Origin of the sequence: Bradyrhizobium sp. Tv2a-2, assembly GCF_000472425.1 — a bacterium.
In the GTDB taxonomy this organism is placed as follows: Bacteria; Pseudomonadota; Alphaproteobacteria; order Rhizobiales; family Xanthobacteraceae; genus Bradyrhizobium.
The window spans coordinates 119,172-136,887 of sequence record NZ_AXAI01000019.1 but is presented as its reverse complement, the minus strand read 5'-3'; the positions used below and the strand labels follow the sequence as shown (position 1 = coordinate 136,887).

Genomic DNA, 17,716 nt, shown 5'->3' with positions numbered 1-17,716 from the left:
CGCAAGCCTCGATCCCCACCAGGCATGGCGGCAATTTCTGGAAAAACGCCAGGACGTGCCGGCGCTTCAACTGACGGCGTATGACCACCTGGCCGGCTGCATCAACGCCGTGCAATTGAAAGACCGACTTCGCGATATCCAGACCGATCGTCGAAATTGACTGCATAGGCTGCTCCTCCGAATCGTGGGAGCCTCAAACGGCGCCCACTCCTTGGCACTCTCGTGCCCGTGGAGGAGCCGTCCACAGCATCAAGAGCAGAAGTCGATAGCTGGGCAATTTTAGACGCGATGCTTGCCACTATATTTGATTGGAAGCGGTGATCGCGATAGGGTGACACCATTGCCTTTGACAGCGGCGGCAGCTTGGGCCTGACGCCGATCACCGAACGGCCCACGACACTTTGGTCTAACTTGTCACGATGGACCTTTCTGCGTCTGGGAGGCCAGAAATGCCCTGGAACAGAGTGCTCACGATCAGCGATCCGCTGCTTTGCAGGACTGCGTTCGAGGGTGGTGACGTCGAAATATTACCCACCGCGAAAGGAAGCTTTCAGGCCGACATCACGCAAGTTGGTTTTAACCGGCTCCGCATGTCGCGGTATAATATTTCCGTGCCGCAAGTCAGCGCAGCCACTCTCGATCCTGGCCGCACGATGATCAACTTTCTGACTGAACCGAGTTCAGCCCGCTATTGCGGTACGAAGATGACAATTGGCGACATCATTATCAACAAGTCGGACGCAGTTCATCAGGTCGCGGACTCAAATCTTTCGGTTGGCGCGATGTCCCTCCCAATCGACGAACTCATTACCGCTACCGAGGCTGTTATAGGGCATGATCTCTCGAACGAACTTGTCGTTCGACCAAGTCCAGCATTGATGTCGCGCCTTTTGAAACTCCATCAGTCGGCCGGACAATTGGCGCGCGACGTCGCCGACATATTGGATTTGCCGGAAGTATGCCGGGCATTGGAAGAACAACTGGTTCACGTTATGGTGCGGTGTCTCGCTGAGGGTGCCAGCGTCGAGACCACAAGGGGAAGCCAGCGCCACGAAGCGGTCATGACGCGGTTCGAGGCGTATTTGGAAGCACATCCCGACCAACCGCTTTATCTCACAGAAATCTGCGCTGCGCTCGGTGTCGCCGAGCGCACGTTACGCGCCTACTGCGAGGAGCATTTGGGCATGGGGCCGATCCGCTTCCTTACTCTTCGCCGTATGCATCTCGTGCGTCGGGCACTCCTGCATGCGGAGCCGTCCACGGTGACCGTTACGCGCATTGCCACCGATCACGGCTTTTGGGAGCTTGGCCGCTTCTCGGTCGCATACCGTGCCCTGTTCGGAGAACCACCCTCGAAGACATTGGGGCGGCCAGCAAATCGGACCGCAATCAGCCTGAATCGCCCATCATCCCTTGTTTCGGCCGTATGAAAGAGGTTGAGGCGGTAAGACGGCGTGTCCACTTCGGGTCACTTGCATCGAGTTTCCCGAGGCTCAGCTAGGTCCGGCCTACACTCGGATAGCCGACATGCAGACCATCGCTGGATTTTGTCGGTACGGGCCAATAGCGACCAAGTGCGTTGCAACAAACAGAAAGGCCGCCTCGCGGCGGCCCCGCTGTCCGGTTCGGATCAATTTGTCCGCTCAAGGGGCGGCATACCCCTTGGCTTTGTAGACTCTGAGGCTCTCCGGCGAAGCGAGCGCCCGGGTGAAGTCCTTCGCCCTGTCAATGTCGACGGATCTGGTGGCCACCCCGGCGGTCCAGGTGGAATGCTCAGGATCCTGCAATTCCGGTGGCAGAGGGCCAACAAACTCGTAATCCGCCGCTTTCGATAGAAGCGGAGGTTGCCAGCCGACGAGCAGATCGGCGTTCTTCTCGGCAATCACCTCCTCGACCGATCTCCACAGCTTGGCCTTGGCGGCGACCTCATTGGCGATGCCCAGGCGGGCGAAGTCGCGCTCGGCAAGGACGCCGTCAGCACCGCCGAATGCCGCACCGAAATACGCGATTGTCTTGGCTTCTAGCAGGGCTTCCTTGACGGCCGCAAGGGAACGGATATCCGGCTTCGGCTGGTCTTTGCGCACTGCGATCGACAACTCCGTGAGCGCGATATCGTGCACCGAATCCGGGGCGATCTTCCCCGCTTTGACGAGGGCCGCGATATCCGGCTTCGGCAGGATTACGACATCGGCGGGCTCGTCCTTTTCGATTTTTGTCTTCACGCCTCCAGCGCCGCCGAAGGTGAGCGCGAGTTTCGTGCCGGTCATGCGCGTGAAATTATCGCCCACATCCTTCAACGCAAAGTGCATGGTCCCGGCGCTAAGCACCTTTAACTCGTCGGCCCGCGCCACTGGTATCAGCGACAGCAACACAGCGGCGATCGAAGCTAGAACGGCAATTCTCTTCACCCAGGGTCTCCCCGTGGACACTCTGCCAAGCTTTAGCATACTTCAATAACCGGTCGCCTCCTCAATTTGGCGGATGCGGGAAAATTCAGGGTGACCAAAGTCAGCCGGTCGGAAGAGGTTCATCACGCTGCGGCAAATCTGACGGTTACACGTCGAAATGGGTCAATCGCGTCGCTCTGACCGCCCGCCGAACACTTCCGGTTCACCCCGATGAGCAGACATTTTCAGTGTCAGTCGGCATGTCTCAAACGGGGCCACAACCGGACTCATGCGGCGCAGCAAAAGCTGAGATACTATTCGATCACCTCGTCGGCGCGTGCGACCAATGCGGCAGGCATTTCGAGGCCGAGTGCAGTGTGGTCTTCAGGTTGATCGCGAGAATGAACTTCGTCGTTGATAGGTAACACGTGATGCAGAGGGGACGCACTGCCGGAGAATGTCGAGGTGCTTTCCTTGCATCTCGTTAGACATGGTGGCTGTGCTCCTTCTCTGTGGCAGGATCCCGCGGCCGATGCCTTGGCGCTCAAGGGCGCACGGGATCCCGCAATGACGGATCGGTCCGCCCTTAGACCTGGGCGATCCCGCCGTCGACGAAGATCTCACTCCCCGTCACGAAGCTGCTTTCGTCGGACGCCAAGAAGGCGACAACCTTCGCGACCTCGTCATCACGACCGGTTCGTTCGAGAGGGGTGACGCTCGCGGAATAGCTGAAGAAGCTGCTGAGCTCGTCCTTGGTGACGCCCGTCTTCTCGTGGCCGGGCGTCTCGATTACCCCGGGGCTTACGGCATTGATGCGGATATTTCGACCCCTCAGATCTGACGACCATGTGCGGGCGAAGGAGCGGACGGCGGCTTTCGTCGCGCTGTAGATGCTCCAGTTGGCAAAGCCCTTGCTGGCGACGAACGACGCGTTGAGGATGATCGAGCCGCCCGGTCCCATCAGCGGCAGCGCCTTCTGGACCACCCAGATCACGCCCTTGATGTTGGTGTTCAAGAGTGCGTCGACGTGGTCCTCGGTCAGGCTGCCAAGCGGAGCAAGGGTTGCGAACCCTGCATTTGCGAATACGACATCTACGTGTCCGACCTCGGTCTTCACGAGATCGTAGAGGCGGTCGAGGTCCGCGGGCTTGGTGACGTCGCTCGGGACCGCAACGGCGCGCGCGCCCAAGGAGGCTACCGCTTCCTCCAGCTCGGCCTTCCTGCGGCCAGTGATATAAACCCGGGCTGCGCCCTCGGCGACGAACGTCTTGGCGGTCGCCAGTCCGATGCCTGAGTTTGCCCCCGTGATGACAGCGATTTTCCCTTCAAGCCTCGACATGATGTTCCTTCGAACACTGAGCTCGCTCGCGCTCTAGTTAGAGAACGGGTCCGCTATAAGATGATAATCATCATTGCATCGCACCTAGTATCTCAGCGCCAACTTTGAAGCTGTGGAGGCGGTAAAGAGCTCGTGACTGGGCCGCGCGCTCGTCATCCCGACGTCACTAGCATTTTCTTCTGCAGGGTGGGCTGCCCATCAGCTCATATCCGCCACTCGCGTTCTGCGCTGGCAGCCAATCGAGCCAATGCTTTCGCCGCATCAACATCCGAAGCTTTCTCAGCGGGCCGCTGGTAGTCGTCGGCGAGGGCCTTAAGCCGACCCGCAATCGCTTGGTCTGTCATGGTCTGCGTAGCGCGGAGCGAAGGTCCTGGCGCTCGCCTTAAAGCCGACCACTTCCGCAATGGGTCAATCGCGTCTATTTGGCGTCGCCCTTGCCATGTCGGGTTTACCCCGGACAGCCGACGTGAAGACGCACGCTGGATTTGGCCGCGACGGGGCCATAACCCGACGGGTCCGCCCAGTAACCAGATCTCGCGGCATCGAGTTTGAAAAGGCAGCCCCGTCCGCGGGAAACAATGTTGTTACGCTATACCTTGTTGGTGAACCAGATTGTCGGTGAGCCAACAACGCCAGCGTTCCGCATAGCGCTTGTGAGCTCTTCGCTGTTGACGAAGGCGTGTGCAGCTTCGTCCGTTGCAAAATCGTGGGTCACCGTGATGTCGTCGGGATTGTCGGCCGCCTGGTACACCACCTGAGCCGTCACGCCCTTTGCTTTCTGGACGGGCGCAAAATCGTCGTAGACTTTGCGCCAAGCCTTGTAGTTGGCCACAGTATGTCTAACGAACAGGGTTGTCATTGGCGTCTCCTGTACGGTCGGCTGAATTGAGCCAAATGGAATAGTAGTAATTTCTGGGGTTGGCTAAAAGCAAGAGCAGGGGTTCGTCGGCTGCGCCGCCTTACCGGTATTTCCGCTCTACCCCCTGAAAGCCGACATCTGGATGATCGCCGGAGTTCGTCGGTGTGGGCCACAGGCCGACATGAGAGACGAAATCTGGGTAAGCCAAGAGCAGTCCCCTGAGTTATCTACTTGTTCGCTCCGCTACCCCACCGGTCCCCCACGAGTGGAGCACCCAACGGCTATGCGCGCCTGCGACGTGAAGCGCTGGGCCAGGTGTTCCACCTGTTTCACGTACTGACTCGATGTTCCAACTAAACCCGTGGAACAGCATAGTTCGGACAAAGTCCACACCGTCGAGAGACACCACGACTAGAACGATGGAGGAACGGGCCTGCTCACAGTCACTGGATCGCAACGGATGCGACGAGATCGATCAGACGAACAACCTGTCCGCGCACCATATCGTTCCCTGTGCCATGAGACGTTCCAAACGCAGCGACTGTCTGCTTCAGCCTAGAGCGGCGCGTCCTGCATCGGCGGACATCCCCTCCTCCAAACGGCACTGCAATATCTCGCGTTTTGGTGTGGTCGGCCGAAAGCCGAAAAGCTACGGTCGACGGGTCTTCATCACCGTCGATCCTTCTCATTGCTTAGAGGATGAGGACTCAGCCGGTCCGAGCACACCAGAACGGGGGCGATCAGGTCTTCGGCATCGACGTGCATTGTAGACAGCGCCCAAGTGTGGGGCATCGGGCCGCCTCTGCTTGCAGATCTGGTTCGCATGAGGTGGTTGCGCGGGCCCCTTTCTCCAAATCCGACTTTTGCTGATAAGAAGCGCGACCGCCGTAATGGTCTGAGCGATCGACGACTGCGAAATTGGGATAGGATTATCTCGACAGTTTCGATCCCGGAGGTCCCGGTTGGTCTCGGTCCTTCTTTCCGGAGTACCGCTCATATGCGTCCCTTCCGGGTGGTGTGTATTGCTCCCTGTCATGGCCAGCACTCCTCGTTCCGGATGGTCGCGCCGTTGCCTCTAAGAAAGCCGCGCTTGCCGCCGGGGATCATCGCTCTACCGGTGTCAATACCAGCGGATCGAACGTGCAATCGCGGAGAATGAGGCGTTCCTTGCCGCGCACCCGGTGCGGTGAGACAACAGCGAAGCGATGGCGCGTCGACGAGAATTCAACGAGGCTATGCGACCGCACATCAGGGACGTCGCCGCAGCCCGAGACCTTACCGAGGAGGACATCAAGCCGGTGCTGAAATTGAAGCACGAAGAGATCGGGCACTTCTGTGAGCGGCATGGAGTGAATGCAGAGTGGCTGCTCGAGGGCAAGGGCCATATCCTCAAGAAAGCCCCGGCTACGATCGAGATACGCGAGATCATAGAGGAGCGCGGGCCATGAAGCGCCGGCGCCGATCGCACAAGGAAGCGGACCCGCATGCGACTGGCGACACATCGCCAGGAGGCTGAGGCAATAAGCGAACACGCCCGCCGGTCTTACGCAACGGCGGGGCTCTAACCGGGTTATTGAAGGAACGACATCGCGGCGAGAGTCAAATCGGCGCTGAAATCTGGTGCAAACGTCGTGAGGAGCACGCTAGCTGTAGCAACCACGACCATAGCGGCAACAATTTTGAACATAATTATTTTTGCAATTTTCTTCGAAAAATTGGAAAGGCTCGTCGGTTTTTTGATCGGCGCCCTAGAAAAATCCGGGGCTTAGATCCAAGCCGTAGGTCAGCATCGCCAGCAGCGAGACAGCCAAGCCGATCGCAGAGAAAATGAGCACCGGCTTGAGTGACTCGGCTTCAATTTCGCGGCCCGTTACGCGGGAAAGAGCATGAGCAATTTGGGTCATCTAGGACTCCAGGTTAATGCTGGAATCATACCCGCGATGCGAAGAGAGCTGTGTGCAGTAGGTCACACAAAAGCTGACATCTCGGATGAGGCGGTAACTGGATTTCAACCGCTCTTGCGCTAAGTGATGGTGTCGCGAAGTTGGAAGCCCGCGACGACGCGTTACTGGTACCCGCCGGCGCCCCCAAACGTCGGCGGGTTTTTATTGGGCGCGCGGGTCGTACACCGCGTCGATGGCGCATCGCTCGTCTTGTCTTGGCCAAGATTGGCCACGCCAGGGCAAGCCGCACCCATTGCAGCTGCTCATAGTCACAGGCGACCGACTGCCATCCTCATGGCGGAGTGCGCCTCCTGTTGATAGTCAAATTCTTCCCGACTCATTCGCAATAGCCGCAGTGGAACGTAGAAGCTTTGCGGTGCCTGACGGCTGAAGCGGTAGAGCGCCGACGAGTAACAACGCCGCCTGAGTTGAATATGCTCTCAGCACGGCGTTGATATTTCCACGGTCAGGTCTTTAAATCCTGACAGCCCTACCCTGCACGACACACGCTATTCAGTAATTCACTTCCCCGCTGGTGCCCAACGTCGGCGGGGTTCGGCGGGGACGCGAAAGTCACGAACAGAATGGCGGATGCAAAAAAAGTTTTCATGGAATGTTCCTTATCCGTAAAGCGTGTCGGCTTTATTTCACCGGAATCATCATGGGCTTTCCCTTGTCCACGATGTGTACCGTAAGAAGCTTCAGCGTCTTGTCACCAGTGACAGTGAATGCGCCGTGCGGCACGTCCCGAACGTTAATCTTGGCTGTACCCGGTTCGAAGATAAGCGGCTTGCCGTCGGGCAACACAGCCGTAGCTCCGTCGATGACGTAATAGGCTTCTTCGCCCGGATGGGTATGTAGGACCCCCGATGCTCCCGGTGGGACCTCAACAGTACCCACGATTATTTGCATGTCTTTGCCGGTTAGTTCGCCCTTTGTTAGTTCGGTACGCTTGCTTGATTGAGCGTGCACCGCAGTAGAAACGATGAAACTAACTAAGAAGGCACTGGCTGCATATCTAAACATGGTGATGCCTATGATTTGAGTGTTTAAACGAAACAATTAAAACACAGTCGCTTTCCACGAGCTACGGCGATCAGTCCGCTGTCTCGCACGCCCATTACACGACACGGCTTCAACGCCGTGTTGCTCTAGCCGGAGCGTTCAACGGTCCCGGCAACTTCAGCACGAGCCTGCGCTTAAAGGAAGGCGCCCCTCCTATGGGTAGGGGGTGGGACGTCACTAGCGGTTTAGCAGCTCCAACCGGTCCACAGCAAAATCCGCACACGCGGGATACCGATCGGCCAGCTCACGATCGCCGAGATCAAGCCGTGCCGCATGCACGACTTACTCAAGCCGATCTTGGTCAAGAAGCGGGAGAGCGGTCGGGCTATCTCCAGTGCGGATCATCCAAAGGCTCCGCCCAGCGGGAGCCGGGCGGAGCTATGATCATTTGGCGTTATCGGATTTTGGCTCCCGCGTGTACGGGTGACAGATTTTCCACATCACGCAATCGGCGCTAACACCGCCAACAGCCAACGCTTCAATGTCCGTACCGTCACGCTTTCGGCACGTTCCGCTCGAGATCTTCCAGCCATGCGGCCGCACTTGCATCCGAGGGCGCGCGCCAATCGCCGCGCGGCGACAGCGAGCCACCGGCCGAAACCTTCGGGCCGTTCGGCATGGCCGACCGCTTGAATTGGCTGAATGCGAAGAAGCGCCGCAGGAAAACCTCGAGCCAGCGCCTGACATCGGCGAGGTCGTAGGCGCGCCGCTTGTCGACCGGAAAGCCAGGCGGCCATGCGCCCACTGCTACATCCTTCCAGGCATGAAAAGCCATGAAGGCAATCTTCGACGGCCGAAAGCCGAAACGCAGCGTGTAGAACAGATTGAAGTCCTGCAACTCGTACGGCCCGACAGCAGCTTCCGTGCTCTGCGGCTTCTCCCCCGCCTCGACCGGCACCAGCTCGGGCGAGATTTCGGAGGCCAGAATGGCACGAAGCGTGGCGGCAACCTCATCGGTGAATTGCCGCGACGAGATGACCCAGCGGATCAGGTGCTGGATCAGCGTCTTCGGCACCCCGCCATTGACGTTGTAGTGCGACATCTGATCGCCGACACCGTAGGTGCACCATCCGAGCGCGAGCTCGGACAGGTCACCCGTGCCGAGGACAATGCCGCCATGATGATTGGCCAGCCGAAACAGGTAATCGGTGCGCAGGCCCGCCTGCACATTCTCGAAGGTGATGTCGTAAAGCGGTTCGCCGCGGCCGAAGGGATGGCCGATATCCCTAAGCATCTGGGTCGCGGTGGGTCTGATGTCGAGCTCCTGCGACGTCGCCTGCAACGCGCGCATCAGCGCCAGCGCATTGCTCTTGCTTTCGCTGCCGGTCGCAAAGCCAGGCATGGTGTAAGCGAGGATGTTCGACCTAGACAGGCCAAGAAGGTCGACGGCCTTGGCGGCGACGATCAGCGCGTGGGTCGAATCGAGGCCGCCCGAGACGCCGATCACCACGTGCTTCGCACCGATCGCGCGCAGCCGCTGGACGAGACCGGCAACCTGAATGTTGTAGGCCTCGTAGCAATCCTGCTCGAGCCGGTCCGCGTCGCTGGGCACGAAGGGGAAACGCTCGATCGTCCTGATCAGGCCGATATTGCCGAGTGGAGGTTCGAGCGAGAACGCGACCCTGCGAAATTTGTCGGCCCGCCTCTCCTGCTCGCGCCTGTTGTCGTCGAACGTGCCCATAAGAGCGCGCTCCTGACGCAGCAGATCGAGGTCGATATCGGCAAGGGTGATCTGACCGCGCTGCTTGAATCGCTCGCCCTCCACCAGCAGCACGCCGTTCTCGAAGATCGCGGTCTGGCCATCCCAAGCAAGGTCGGTTGTCGACTCGCCCGCACCCGCGGCGGCATAGACGTAAGCCGCAAGGCAGCGCGCCGAGCAGGACTGGCAGAGAAGCGCCCGCGATCGCGCCCGGCCGATGGTGATCGGGCTTCCCGAGAGATTGGCCAGCACCGTCGCTCCAGCGAGCGTAAGCTCGGACGCTGGCGTCACCGGGATCCACATGTCCTCGCAGATTTCCACGCCGACCGTCAGGCCCGGCACATCCACCGCCTCAAACAGCAGGTCGACGCCGAACGGTGCCAATGTCCCGTCGATTGCAATCTCCGCGTCCGCAATTCCCGCGCCAGACGCGAAGTGGCGCGCTTCGTAAAACTCACGGTATGTCGGCAGGTAAGTCTTGGGCACGACTCCGAGGACGGTTCCTCGATGGATCACCACGGCGCAGTTGTAGAGCCGCGCGCCGAATCGCAAGGGAGCGCCGACGATCAGGACGGTCATGATCTCGGCGGAGGCCTGCACAATGGCAGCGAGTCCGCGCTCAACCGAATCCAACAGCGGATCCTGCATCAGCAGGTCTTCGATCGCGTAGCCCGACAGACAAAGCTCCGGAAACACCGCGACCGCCACCGCCTTGTCGTGGCATGTCCGGGCCGCCTCAAGAATGGCCGCTGCATTGGCGGTCGGGTTGGCCACGACGGATACGGTCACGCAGGCTCCGATGCGAGCGAACCCTTGGCGATAGATCGAGTGAAAGCTCATCGTGGTTCGACACCTCTTGCGGCCAGATCACGGGACATTGCGCATTGTGCGTGAAGGGCGCAAGGGCCCTGCCTTCGTTGATGGGGCCAAACAAGTATTGGCTGCCCTGCACATCATTCAGCCGCCGGCGAGGCGGCGATTCTTGCATTCTCTTGGCGTGACGGATACCGCGCGGCCGCTGCACCGGCCGGCTGTTGATGGGGTACGCTTAGAACGACTCGGAAGCACAGGCCGAGATCGCGGCGTTTCATTTCAGAAGCTCAGGTGGACTGAGGGCCGCAACACTCCGCCAAGACACTCCGCCAAGACACTCCGCCAAGACACTTGGCTTTGGACATTCGGCTTTGCGGTCCCTCAGACCTTGTTGCTGACAGCCGACAAGATGATTGAATAAGAGTGCAGTATGCGGCGGTCCATATGTTGCCTAATGGCCCCAAAGCGGCCATCGGACGCTGCTCTGACTACGCCTATGCAAGCTCTATTCAGTCATGCTGCTGACGCAATCTCTGTCTTAGTCGGTGGGACATTAAAGAGCACTGTGTGGGGACCGCCGTGGTTCCCTCAACCGGTTCCGTCGCCAGGATTGGCACGAATCCGCAAAAAATTGGCGCAAGTTCCTGAACGCCCCGCGTTCGCTTGGCCGTTTTTTTGCGGCATCGGGACCGAATAAGCGAGAAAATCAGACAAGGAGCTATAATGCTGTTCCGCTCGAGCGCCGCAATCTGCGGCGCCCTAGTTGCACTTGCCGTTTCTGTTACCGCTGCTCGAAGCGAAATCGGTGAAGTTGATTCAAACGCCGTCGTCGATGCCGCTTCAGGGGATCCGATCGTTGGCGTAGCATCCATGTACAACCCGTTCCGGCCCGGATGGCGGGAGGGCGGACGCAACACAGCCTCTGGTGAGCGCTATGATCCCTCTGTCTGGGCGGCTGCCATCAAGACGAGCTTGCGTCAGAAATTTGGTGGGGTCCAATATGGCGCGAGGCCGAAATATGCCCTCGTCGAGGCTGAGGGCAAGAAGGTCATCGTCAAGATAAATGACGTGGGGCCACTAACGCCTGGCCGCATCATTGACCTCAATGAGCGGACGATGCGTTATTTCGATCCAAGCCTGCAGCTCGGGGTGATCTATGGCGTAACAGTTAGACCGCTGTCCGGCGACTATTGGATCCCTGGACCAATTGGCTGAACATCGCACGCGAAAGAGGTAGAGCACGGCCCTCCTGAACACTGGGAAAGCCTCGATGGCCTGCTCGCTGCTGCCATCTGTGAGGCGATGCCACTCCGGCGGCAAGGCGTTGGCCGGCGAATCGAATAGTCAGGTTCTTGCCCGAGATGTCGCCTTCTGCCCTGGGGTAGACCGGAAGTAATCGGCCGACGGCTAAACGGCGCTTTTAGACCCGTAAGAGACTTTAGCCGTCGCAGATCACCCAAAGACCGCCAGCTTCCTATATGCTCGACCCACGCGTCTTAAACGAACTTCATAAAATTGGGCAACGTTCCAACAGGAGAACGTGGTGACTGAGAACCTTCGAGTTGCCGTCATCGGCGGCGGTATCGGCGGCTTGACCGCCGCGCTCGCCCTGCGGGCGCGCGGATTGGACGTAACGATCTTTGAACAGGCTGGCGAGCTGCGCGAGATTGGCGCGGGGGTTTCCATCTTTCCAAACGCGACGCGTCTGCTCCAACGAATCGGCCTTACGGACGAGATCGAGAAAATAGGTTCTCCGATAACCGGCCAAGTGATCAGGACATCGGGTGGTGAGCTCATCAATCAGTCGGCGAGCCCCTCGACAGGTGTGCAGAGCTACAATGTTCATCGCGCAGATTTTCTGAAACTGCTTGCCAACGCCCAACCAGAGGGCACCCTCCACTTGGGCCATCGCCTGTCCGGGGCCAGAGAAGCAGACGGTGGCGTGCGATTGACGTTCTCGAACGGCGCGGCCGTCATTTCGGACGTCGTGATCGGGGCCGACGGCATCCACTCGGCCTTGCAACAAGCGATCGGGTTGAAAACCTATCCATCGAGTGAAGGGATCATGGCCTACAGAGGCCTGATTCCGACCGAGAAGCTTTCTTGGGCGAAGGACATCGGGGGTCGAATGTCGAGATGGATCGGGAAAGGCCGCAGTTTTCTGTGTTATCCGGTGTCGAGCGGCCGATTAATGAACATGGTCGCTTTTGTCCCAACCAATTTGGACTCCGAGGAATCATGGACGGCGCCAGGTGATCTGAATGCGCTAAGCGCCGAATATGCGGGATGGGATTATCCCGTGCTGGAAACAATAGGCGCTCTCGACTCGACATTTCGCTGGGGCATTTATGATCGAGCACCACTGCCATATTGGTCTGTCGGTCGGATGACGCTGCTCGGTGACGCCGCCCACCCGATGGTGCCACATCTCGGCCAGGGAGCCGCGCAAGCAATCGAAGATGGCTTCACGCTCGCAGTAGTTCTTGAAGGCATCAAACGGCAAGACGTCTCAAAGCGGTTGCAGGCTTACGAAAGAGCGAGGCTCCAGCGGACGAGCCAGATACAGGCTCTGGCCCGAGATACTGGCAGATTTTTTCGCGCCGAGTATGAGGATGTGGCGGAACGAGACCGCTTCATGGCGAAGTGGATGTCGGCGAACGGACAGATCCGTGGACACGATGCGGAACAGGCCGCGAAAGAGGAGCTTTTGGCGGCCAATGACTCGGGGTCAATCTAGCAGCGACCTCCGAAATTGGCCGTCAGCAACGGTTTGTGCATCGCAGGGGGCGCGTCCGCAGTTGGGCCTAACCGGACATCAAGTCGACTTGCCCATCAGAATAATCAAGGCCCGGTCAATCTCACCGTTTTCGCGCAGCATACGCAGACAGCACCGCCGCGCGAGGAAGCAAACGCCCGCCGTCGTCGACCTAACATCGCGGGCCCAGAACGGCAGGATCTCTATGTCTCGAGAAGCGAGAAAGCGATAGCAGTACGCCGGATCATCGCACGAATGCGGAGAACCAGCAGTGCTGCGGCTGCCATTTCGACGATAAGTGACAGAACCGGAACCAAAGCGGCCGCGCACCACTCCATTTGGAACAGGCGGATGCCGGTAAGAACCGTCTCGACGGTGACGGATACAATCAATCCGCCCGCTGTAGCGCCACAAAGGACAATGCAGCGGTTCAGCTCCTTGTTGTACGTCACGTGCAGGTGGATCGGCGCTCGACGAGTACTGATATATGCCCAACCAATCAGCGCAATGCAGATCGCCGCGAAGAAACCATAGCGATCAATGGCAAGTCCGGCAGCTCGAACGGCGTCCCACTCCGCGTTCAACTGCCACTGCATCAGCGCATACCACATGACTCGCGCTTTCATTGCCAGGAAGATGGCACTCGTGGCGCCAATCATTGCAAGGCCGACCCACCGTATGTGGGAAAGCAAAGTAGCCGTTATGTACTGCCGGGCTATATCGCGGGGATCACCAAAATTTGCGACCGCCTGCTGCTGGCTCTCGATCGACATGCAGCCATCAGTCACTTGCCACAGATGATCCTCGACTTCAGCACACACGCGGCGCGACAATATGATATCGAAACCAAGCTCGCGCTTCAGAGCATCGAGATAGTCAGCGATGGGGCCAGGCTGTCGCACCGCTCGCCTCTCCAAACAAACCGCTGATTGCATCGACAAAGCGATGCCATACCGCACGGTGATCTGCCAACGCTTGGCGCCCCTGTCGCGTCAATGTATAGGTGCGCCGCTTTCGTCCGGACTCTGCAATCGTCCAACGGCTCCTGAGCAAACCGTTTTTTTCGAGGCGGTGCAGCACCGGGTAGACCGTACCCTCCGGAAGTTCGAAAGCTCCGGCGCTGCGCCGCTGAATTTCCTGAATGATGGCGTAGCCGTGCGCCGGCCCAATCGTGAGGGCGGCGAGGACAATCATGTCCAAATGGCCTTTCAGCATTTCCCCTTCCATACCATTGACCTATACCTAGTCTCGCGATGGGTCAATGCGATCGGTGAAGATGCGCGGTTAGAACGCCCGGCGATTCGCCCGAATTCACGTTAGTGCGATCAACAGACATTTTCACGAGATACTTGTTGATACCCTAGCGACGTTATGCCTAGTGTAACGAGGTATGCACCGGAGATGCGTAAAATGGAGCGGATTGAACCAGGATCTATTGGACGGCGGGAGCTGATCCTTCATCGCGGCGTCGGCCTCACGGTGGTTGCGGCCGCGCTTTGCATGGGATCGGATATAGGCAAGGCTGGAGCCGCCGACGACACATCAGCGGACTGTAATCGACTGCTCGATCGGTATCTGGCAGCAGTGAACGCCCACGATACAAGCAAGTTTTCGGAGATTTTCACCGAAAGTTATATTCAGCACTCCGGGCGTAGCCCGTCGGGGCTAGAGTCTCAGATCGCCAATTATCAACGCATCTTCGAGAACTGGCCGGACTTTCAGTCACGGATCGATGATCGAATTTTCGGCGGCGACAAGATCGTGGTTCGCACCACCCTCACGGCAACCCACACCAGGAACGTGCAGGGATTTGCGCCGACGGGCAAGCGCGTGACTTGGGGGGCGATCGACATCTGGCGAGTCGAAAATGGCAAACTTGCCGAACATTGGGACGTCGTCGATATTGCCAGCCTGCAGAAACAGCTTCGCGGCGAATAGGCAGGAAGACGCTAGCTGCTATTAGCCCTACTCTCTTGGTGATGCTTTCATCTCGTTACGGCCGGCCCGAAGAAAAAGCATTGGGTATGGTTGGCCCGGCTCGGACCGCCGGCTAAGTCAGCTTTCGAGCCAGTATTAGGGACACAGCAGACATCAAGACGCGCCTTGAAAACGCGCCATTCGGCGGCAGGTTCCCTGCTGAATTTGGAGACTTCCGGAGACGCGCACGAAAGCCCGACCGCGGTCCATTCTCCAGGGACTGCTATTTTTCCGAACCGCCCTCCGCTGGGGTCGATGACCGCCTACAGGGGTGGTGGTGGAAGCACGGGTCGCGCATGACCGTTTTATGACGCACGGAATACCGTAGATGCTGGCTGATCCTCGCATTCGACATGGTAAGAACGGAGGATCGATGCTAACGCCACACGGGTGGAGAAGAGCACCTCTTGCTGCGCCAATGGTTTCCGCGCGGCAACTGCATTGACACTGCAATTTGCAATCTACTCTCTTCCCTTACTGACGGCACCATTGCGCCGCGACCGTCTCCCGTATCGATCTGTTCCTATGGAGAGGACTTTAACGTTGACCCAACGCACCGTTGGAATGCCCGAATTTAATGATTTGATAGACATGGCACGCTTGCTCGTGAACTTGTGGGAGGCGGCGCAACGGCTGCCTGATGGATCAGAGCGGCGGGATGCGTTCAGACAGATCAGTGGCTTCCAGACGCGGGTAGCGGCATTAGTTACGCGCGCCCTCTAGGTGCTGATGCCGCCCCGGGGCCGTAACGGGGCACCTGCGGCAGACCCGCTGTCCCGCCCCACACGGGCGCTCGATTGATCTCGAGTAACCCTCACCTGGCGGGACGCACATTGCGCCGCGGAGCGTCCACCGTTCTTTGCAATCCCGCGTCTTGAGCTTGAACGCATTGGGCTCTGGCGCACCTGAGCTCTGGCGAACCTGGGCTTAAGTGCGCGCAGTCCCCGGCAACTTGATCGGGACAAACCGCGCTTTGCTCACCACCTTCGGCGCCCCATCCGGGTGCCTGGCTGGTTGTGGATCGGCGAGATGACTAATGAGGGTTTCCAAAATCAGAAGGAATTTTTCGGCAAGCATGGGGACTCACCTCCATTGCAATAGCCTATTATGATTGCGTCATATTCGGACTTTCGTTTGTGAGGTAGCTCACATCGGACGCGACAGGACGTGCCGGAGTCCGATTTTTGGTTACCAGGTCTTGAATGCGGATCGGAGCGGCGCCCGCGAAACGGTCTAGGCGGCTCCGGGCGAACATTTTCGTGCGGTCACCACGGTCCCCTAACGACAAGCTCATCGAGGTCGGATCGGACGCTGCAATTGTTGCATACGTCATCAAATAGTCCATGCCGTCGTTGCGTTCGTAACTCGAATGGCGCTTGGAAGCAGTGACTTCATGAGATCCTCCGGTTTTGTATCGCGGCGTATCAAGCGAAGCGGAGGATACCATGCAAATCGAAGCGCAGATCGATCGGCCGCTGCGTCAGAAATCCGACAGGCAAGAGATCCCTGGCATGGTCGCAGTCGTCGCGAGCGGGAGCGATGTGATCTACGAAGGCGCATTCGGCAAACGCGACCTCGCCAAGGACGCCCCGATGACAATCGACAGCGTATTCTGGATCGCGTCGATGACGAAAGCGGTGACTGCGGTGGCCGCCATGCAGTTGGTCGAGCAAGGAAGGCTCGCGCTGGATGAACCGATCGGCAAGGTGCTGCCCGATCTCGCGGCGCCCATGGTGCTCGAAGGCTTCGATGAGCGAGGTGAACCGCGGCTGCGCCCGGCCAAGCGGCCGATCACGCTGCGCCAACTCATGACCCACACCGCTGGCTTCAGCTACGACATGTGGAACGGCGACTTGGATCGATATCTGGAGAAGACCGGCATCCCTCGCTTGATGACCTGCAAGAACCAGGCGCTGAAGACCCCGATCATGACGGACCCAGGGACACGTTGGGAATACGGCTCCAGCATCGATCTTGTCGGCAAGGCGATTGAAGCGACGACCGGCATTCGCCTGGACGCCTACTTGCGTAACAACCTGTTCGCACCGCTTGGTATGAGCGACACCGGCTTCAAGATCACCGACGACATGCGGCGGCGCTTGGTCGGCGTGCACGCGCGCGGGCCGGACGGTACGCTCGCGCCGATTGCATTCGAAATGGAGCAGAATCCGGAATTTCACATGGGCGGCGGCGGGCTCTACGGCACCGCCGGCGACTACATCAAATTCTGCCAGATGATCCTGAACAAAGGCCACGGCAACGGCAACCAGGTGCTCCAGCCCGAGACGGTTGTGTTGATGGGGCAGAACAGTATCGGCGATCTTGTCGTGACCAAGATGGTCTCAGCCGCTCCGAACATCTCCAATGATGTCGATTTCTATCCGGGCATGGTGAAGAAACATGGCTTGAGCTTCCTGATCAACACCGCGCAAACGCCGGAAGGCCGCAGTGCCGGCAGCCTCGCCTGGGCCGGACTAGCCAATTCCTATTTCTGGATCGATCCGGCGCGCGACGTTGCCGGCGTGATCCTGATGCAGCTGTTTCCGTTCGCCGACCAGAAATGCCTGGAGGCTTTGGCCGTCTTCGAACGCAGCGTCTATGACGGCCTCAATGCTTCCGGCGCCAGGCGCGTCGCTCCGTAATTTTCCGGTCTAGGCCTCGTTGCCGTTTCCCTCTATGAGACAGCCATTGGCTCACGTCGGGCGGGGGAAAGTTGCGAGGCTCGGGCTCCTAGGCACTCCGGGCCTCGCACCTAGCTCGACGAAGACAGCCGGCCAGTCCACCCTCGGTCATTAGAGATCCGCTCCCGCGGCGCAGGCCGGAAACCTCTGGTCCTGCCCAGGAGGCTAGTTCCCTTGGGCCCGTACAGCTCCCAGATT

At 59.0% G+C, this 17,716-nt stretch carries 14 protein-coding genes and 1 pseudogene; 6 read left to right on the top strand and 9 right to left on the bottom strand.

Features of this window, described 5'->3' with window-relative positions; translation table 11 throughout:
• Positions 1–166, bottom strand: a pseudogene (locus A3AI_RS49490) (IS110 family transposase); the annotation flags it as partial.
• A 283-nt stretch (positions 167–449) separates the two neighbouring features.
• Between A3AI_RS49490 and A3AI_RS45520 the strand changes: the two are divergent.
• A complete protein-coding gene (locus tag A3AI_RS45520; protein ID WP_024519476.1) occupies positions 450–1,430 on the top strand; it encodes a helix-turn-helix domain-containing protein in 981 nt (326 codons plus the stop codon).
• 213 nt (positions 1,431–1,643) lie between these two features.
• Here A3AI_RS45520 and A3AI_RS0131965 read toward each other — a convergent pair whose 3' ends face one another.
• The 3 genes from A3AI_RS0131965 to A3AI_RS0131950 form a co-directional block, all read right to left on the bottom strand.
• Positions 1,644–2,408: a molybdate ABC transporter substrate-binding protein gene (locus A3AI_RS0131965; RefSeq protein WP_036050200.1), complete on the bottom strand. Its 765-nt coding sequence runs from the start codon at positions 2,406–2,408 to the stop codon at positions 1,644–1,646.
• Positions 2,409–2,973: 565 nt separating this feature from the next.
• Positions 2,974–3,726, bottom strand: a complete 753-nt coding sequence (locus tag A3AI_RS0131955; protein WP_024519474.1) for an SDR family NAD(P)-dependent oxidoreductase — start codon at positions 3,724–3,726, stop codon at positions 2,974–2,976.
• Between the two features lie 589 nt (positions 3,727–4,315).
• A complete protein-coding gene (locus A3AI_RS0131950) occupies positions 4,316–4,585 on the bottom strand; it encodes a hypothetical protein (RefSeq protein WP_024519473.1) in 270 nt (89 codons plus the stop codon).
• Positions 4,586–5,820: 1,235 nt separating this feature from the next.
• On the opposite strand from A3AI_RS0131950, the gene A3AI_RS0131945 reads away from it, so the two are divergent.
• Positions 5,821–6,033, top strand: a complete 213-nt coding sequence (locus A3AI_RS0131945) for a hypothetical protein (RefSeq protein WP_156928031.1) — start codon at positions 5,821–5,823, stop codon at positions 6,031–6,033.
• 300 nt (positions 6,034–6,333) lie between these two features.
• Here A3AI_RS0131945 and A3AI_RS48900 read toward each other — a convergent pair whose 3' ends face one another.
• The 3 genes from A3AI_RS48900 to A3AI_RS0131925 form a co-directional block, all read right to left on the bottom strand.
• Positions 6,334–6,489 (bottom strand): hypothetical protein, encoded by a 156-nt coding sequence (locus tag A3AI_RS48900; RefSeq protein ID WP_198030254.1) that lies wholly within the window; start codon positions 6,487–6,489, stop codon positions 6,334–6,336.
• A gap of 681 nt (positions 6,490–7,170) precedes the next feature.
• Positions 7,171–7,554, bottom strand: coding sequence for a cupin domain-containing protein (locus A3AI_RS0131930; RefSeq protein ID WP_024519471.1), 384 nt, complete (start codon positions 7,552–7,554; stop codon positions 7,171–7,173).
• 532 nt (positions 7,555–8,086) lie between these two features.
• A complete protein-coding gene (locus A3AI_RS0131925) occupies positions 8,087–10,132 on the bottom strand; it encodes an NAD(+) synthase (protein ID WP_024519470.1) in 2,046 nt (681 codons plus the stop codon).
• 696 nt (positions 10,133–10,828) lie between these two features.
• On the opposite strand from A3AI_RS0131925, the gene A3AI_RS43775 reads away from it, so the two are divergent.
• Positions 10,829–11,320 carry a septal ring lytic transglycosylase RlpA family protein gene (locus A3AI_RS43775; protein WP_084801088.1) on the top strand — a complete coding sequence of 164 codons (492 nt, stop codon included), beginning with the start codon at positions 10,829–10,831 and terminating at the stop codon, positions 11,318–11,320.
• Positions 11,321–11,648: 328 nt separating this feature from the next.
• Positions 11,649–12,842 (top strand): FAD-dependent monooxygenase, encoded by a 1,194-nt coding sequence (locus A3AI_RS0131915; protein WP_036050198.1) that lies wholly within the window; start codon positions 11,649–11,651, stop codon positions 12,840–12,842.
• A gap of 221 nt (positions 12,843–13,063) precedes the next feature.
• Here A3AI_RS0131915 and A3AI_RS0131910 read toward each other — a convergent pair whose 3' ends face one another.
• Positions 13,064–13,762 (bottom strand): hypothetical protein, encoded by a 699-nt coding sequence (locus tag A3AI_RS0131910; protein WP_024519467.1) that lies wholly within the window; start codon positions 13,760–13,762, stop codon positions 13,064–13,066.
• A complete protein-coding gene (locus tag A3AI_RS0131905; protein WP_198030253.1) occupies positions 13,737–14,075 on the bottom strand; it encodes a PadR family transcriptional regulator in 339 nt (112 codons plus the stop codon). The genes A3AI_RS0131910 and A3AI_RS0131905 overlap by 26 nt, the downstream gene beginning before the upstream one ends.
• 195 nt (positions 14,076–14,270) lie before the next feature.
• Between A3AI_RS0131905 and A3AI_RS45515 the strand changes: the two genes are divergently transcribed.
• Together A3AI_RS45515 and A3AI_RS0131885 are read left to right on the top strand one after the other, a co-directional pair.
• Positions 14,271–14,798, top strand: a complete 528-nt coding sequence (locus A3AI_RS45515; RefSeq protein ID WP_051382551.1) for an ester cyclase — start codon at positions 14,271–14,273, stop codon at positions 14,796–14,798.
• A 1,484-nt stretch (positions 14,799–16,282) separates the two neighbouring features.
• On the top strand, positions 16,283–17,479 hold the full coding sequence (locus A3AI_RS0131885) for a serine hydrolase domain-containing protein (RefSeq protein WP_024519463.1): 1,197 nt from the start codon (positions 16,283–16,285) through the stop codon (positions 17,477–17,479).
• The last annotated feature ends 237 nt before the right edge of the window (positions 17,480–17,716 follow it).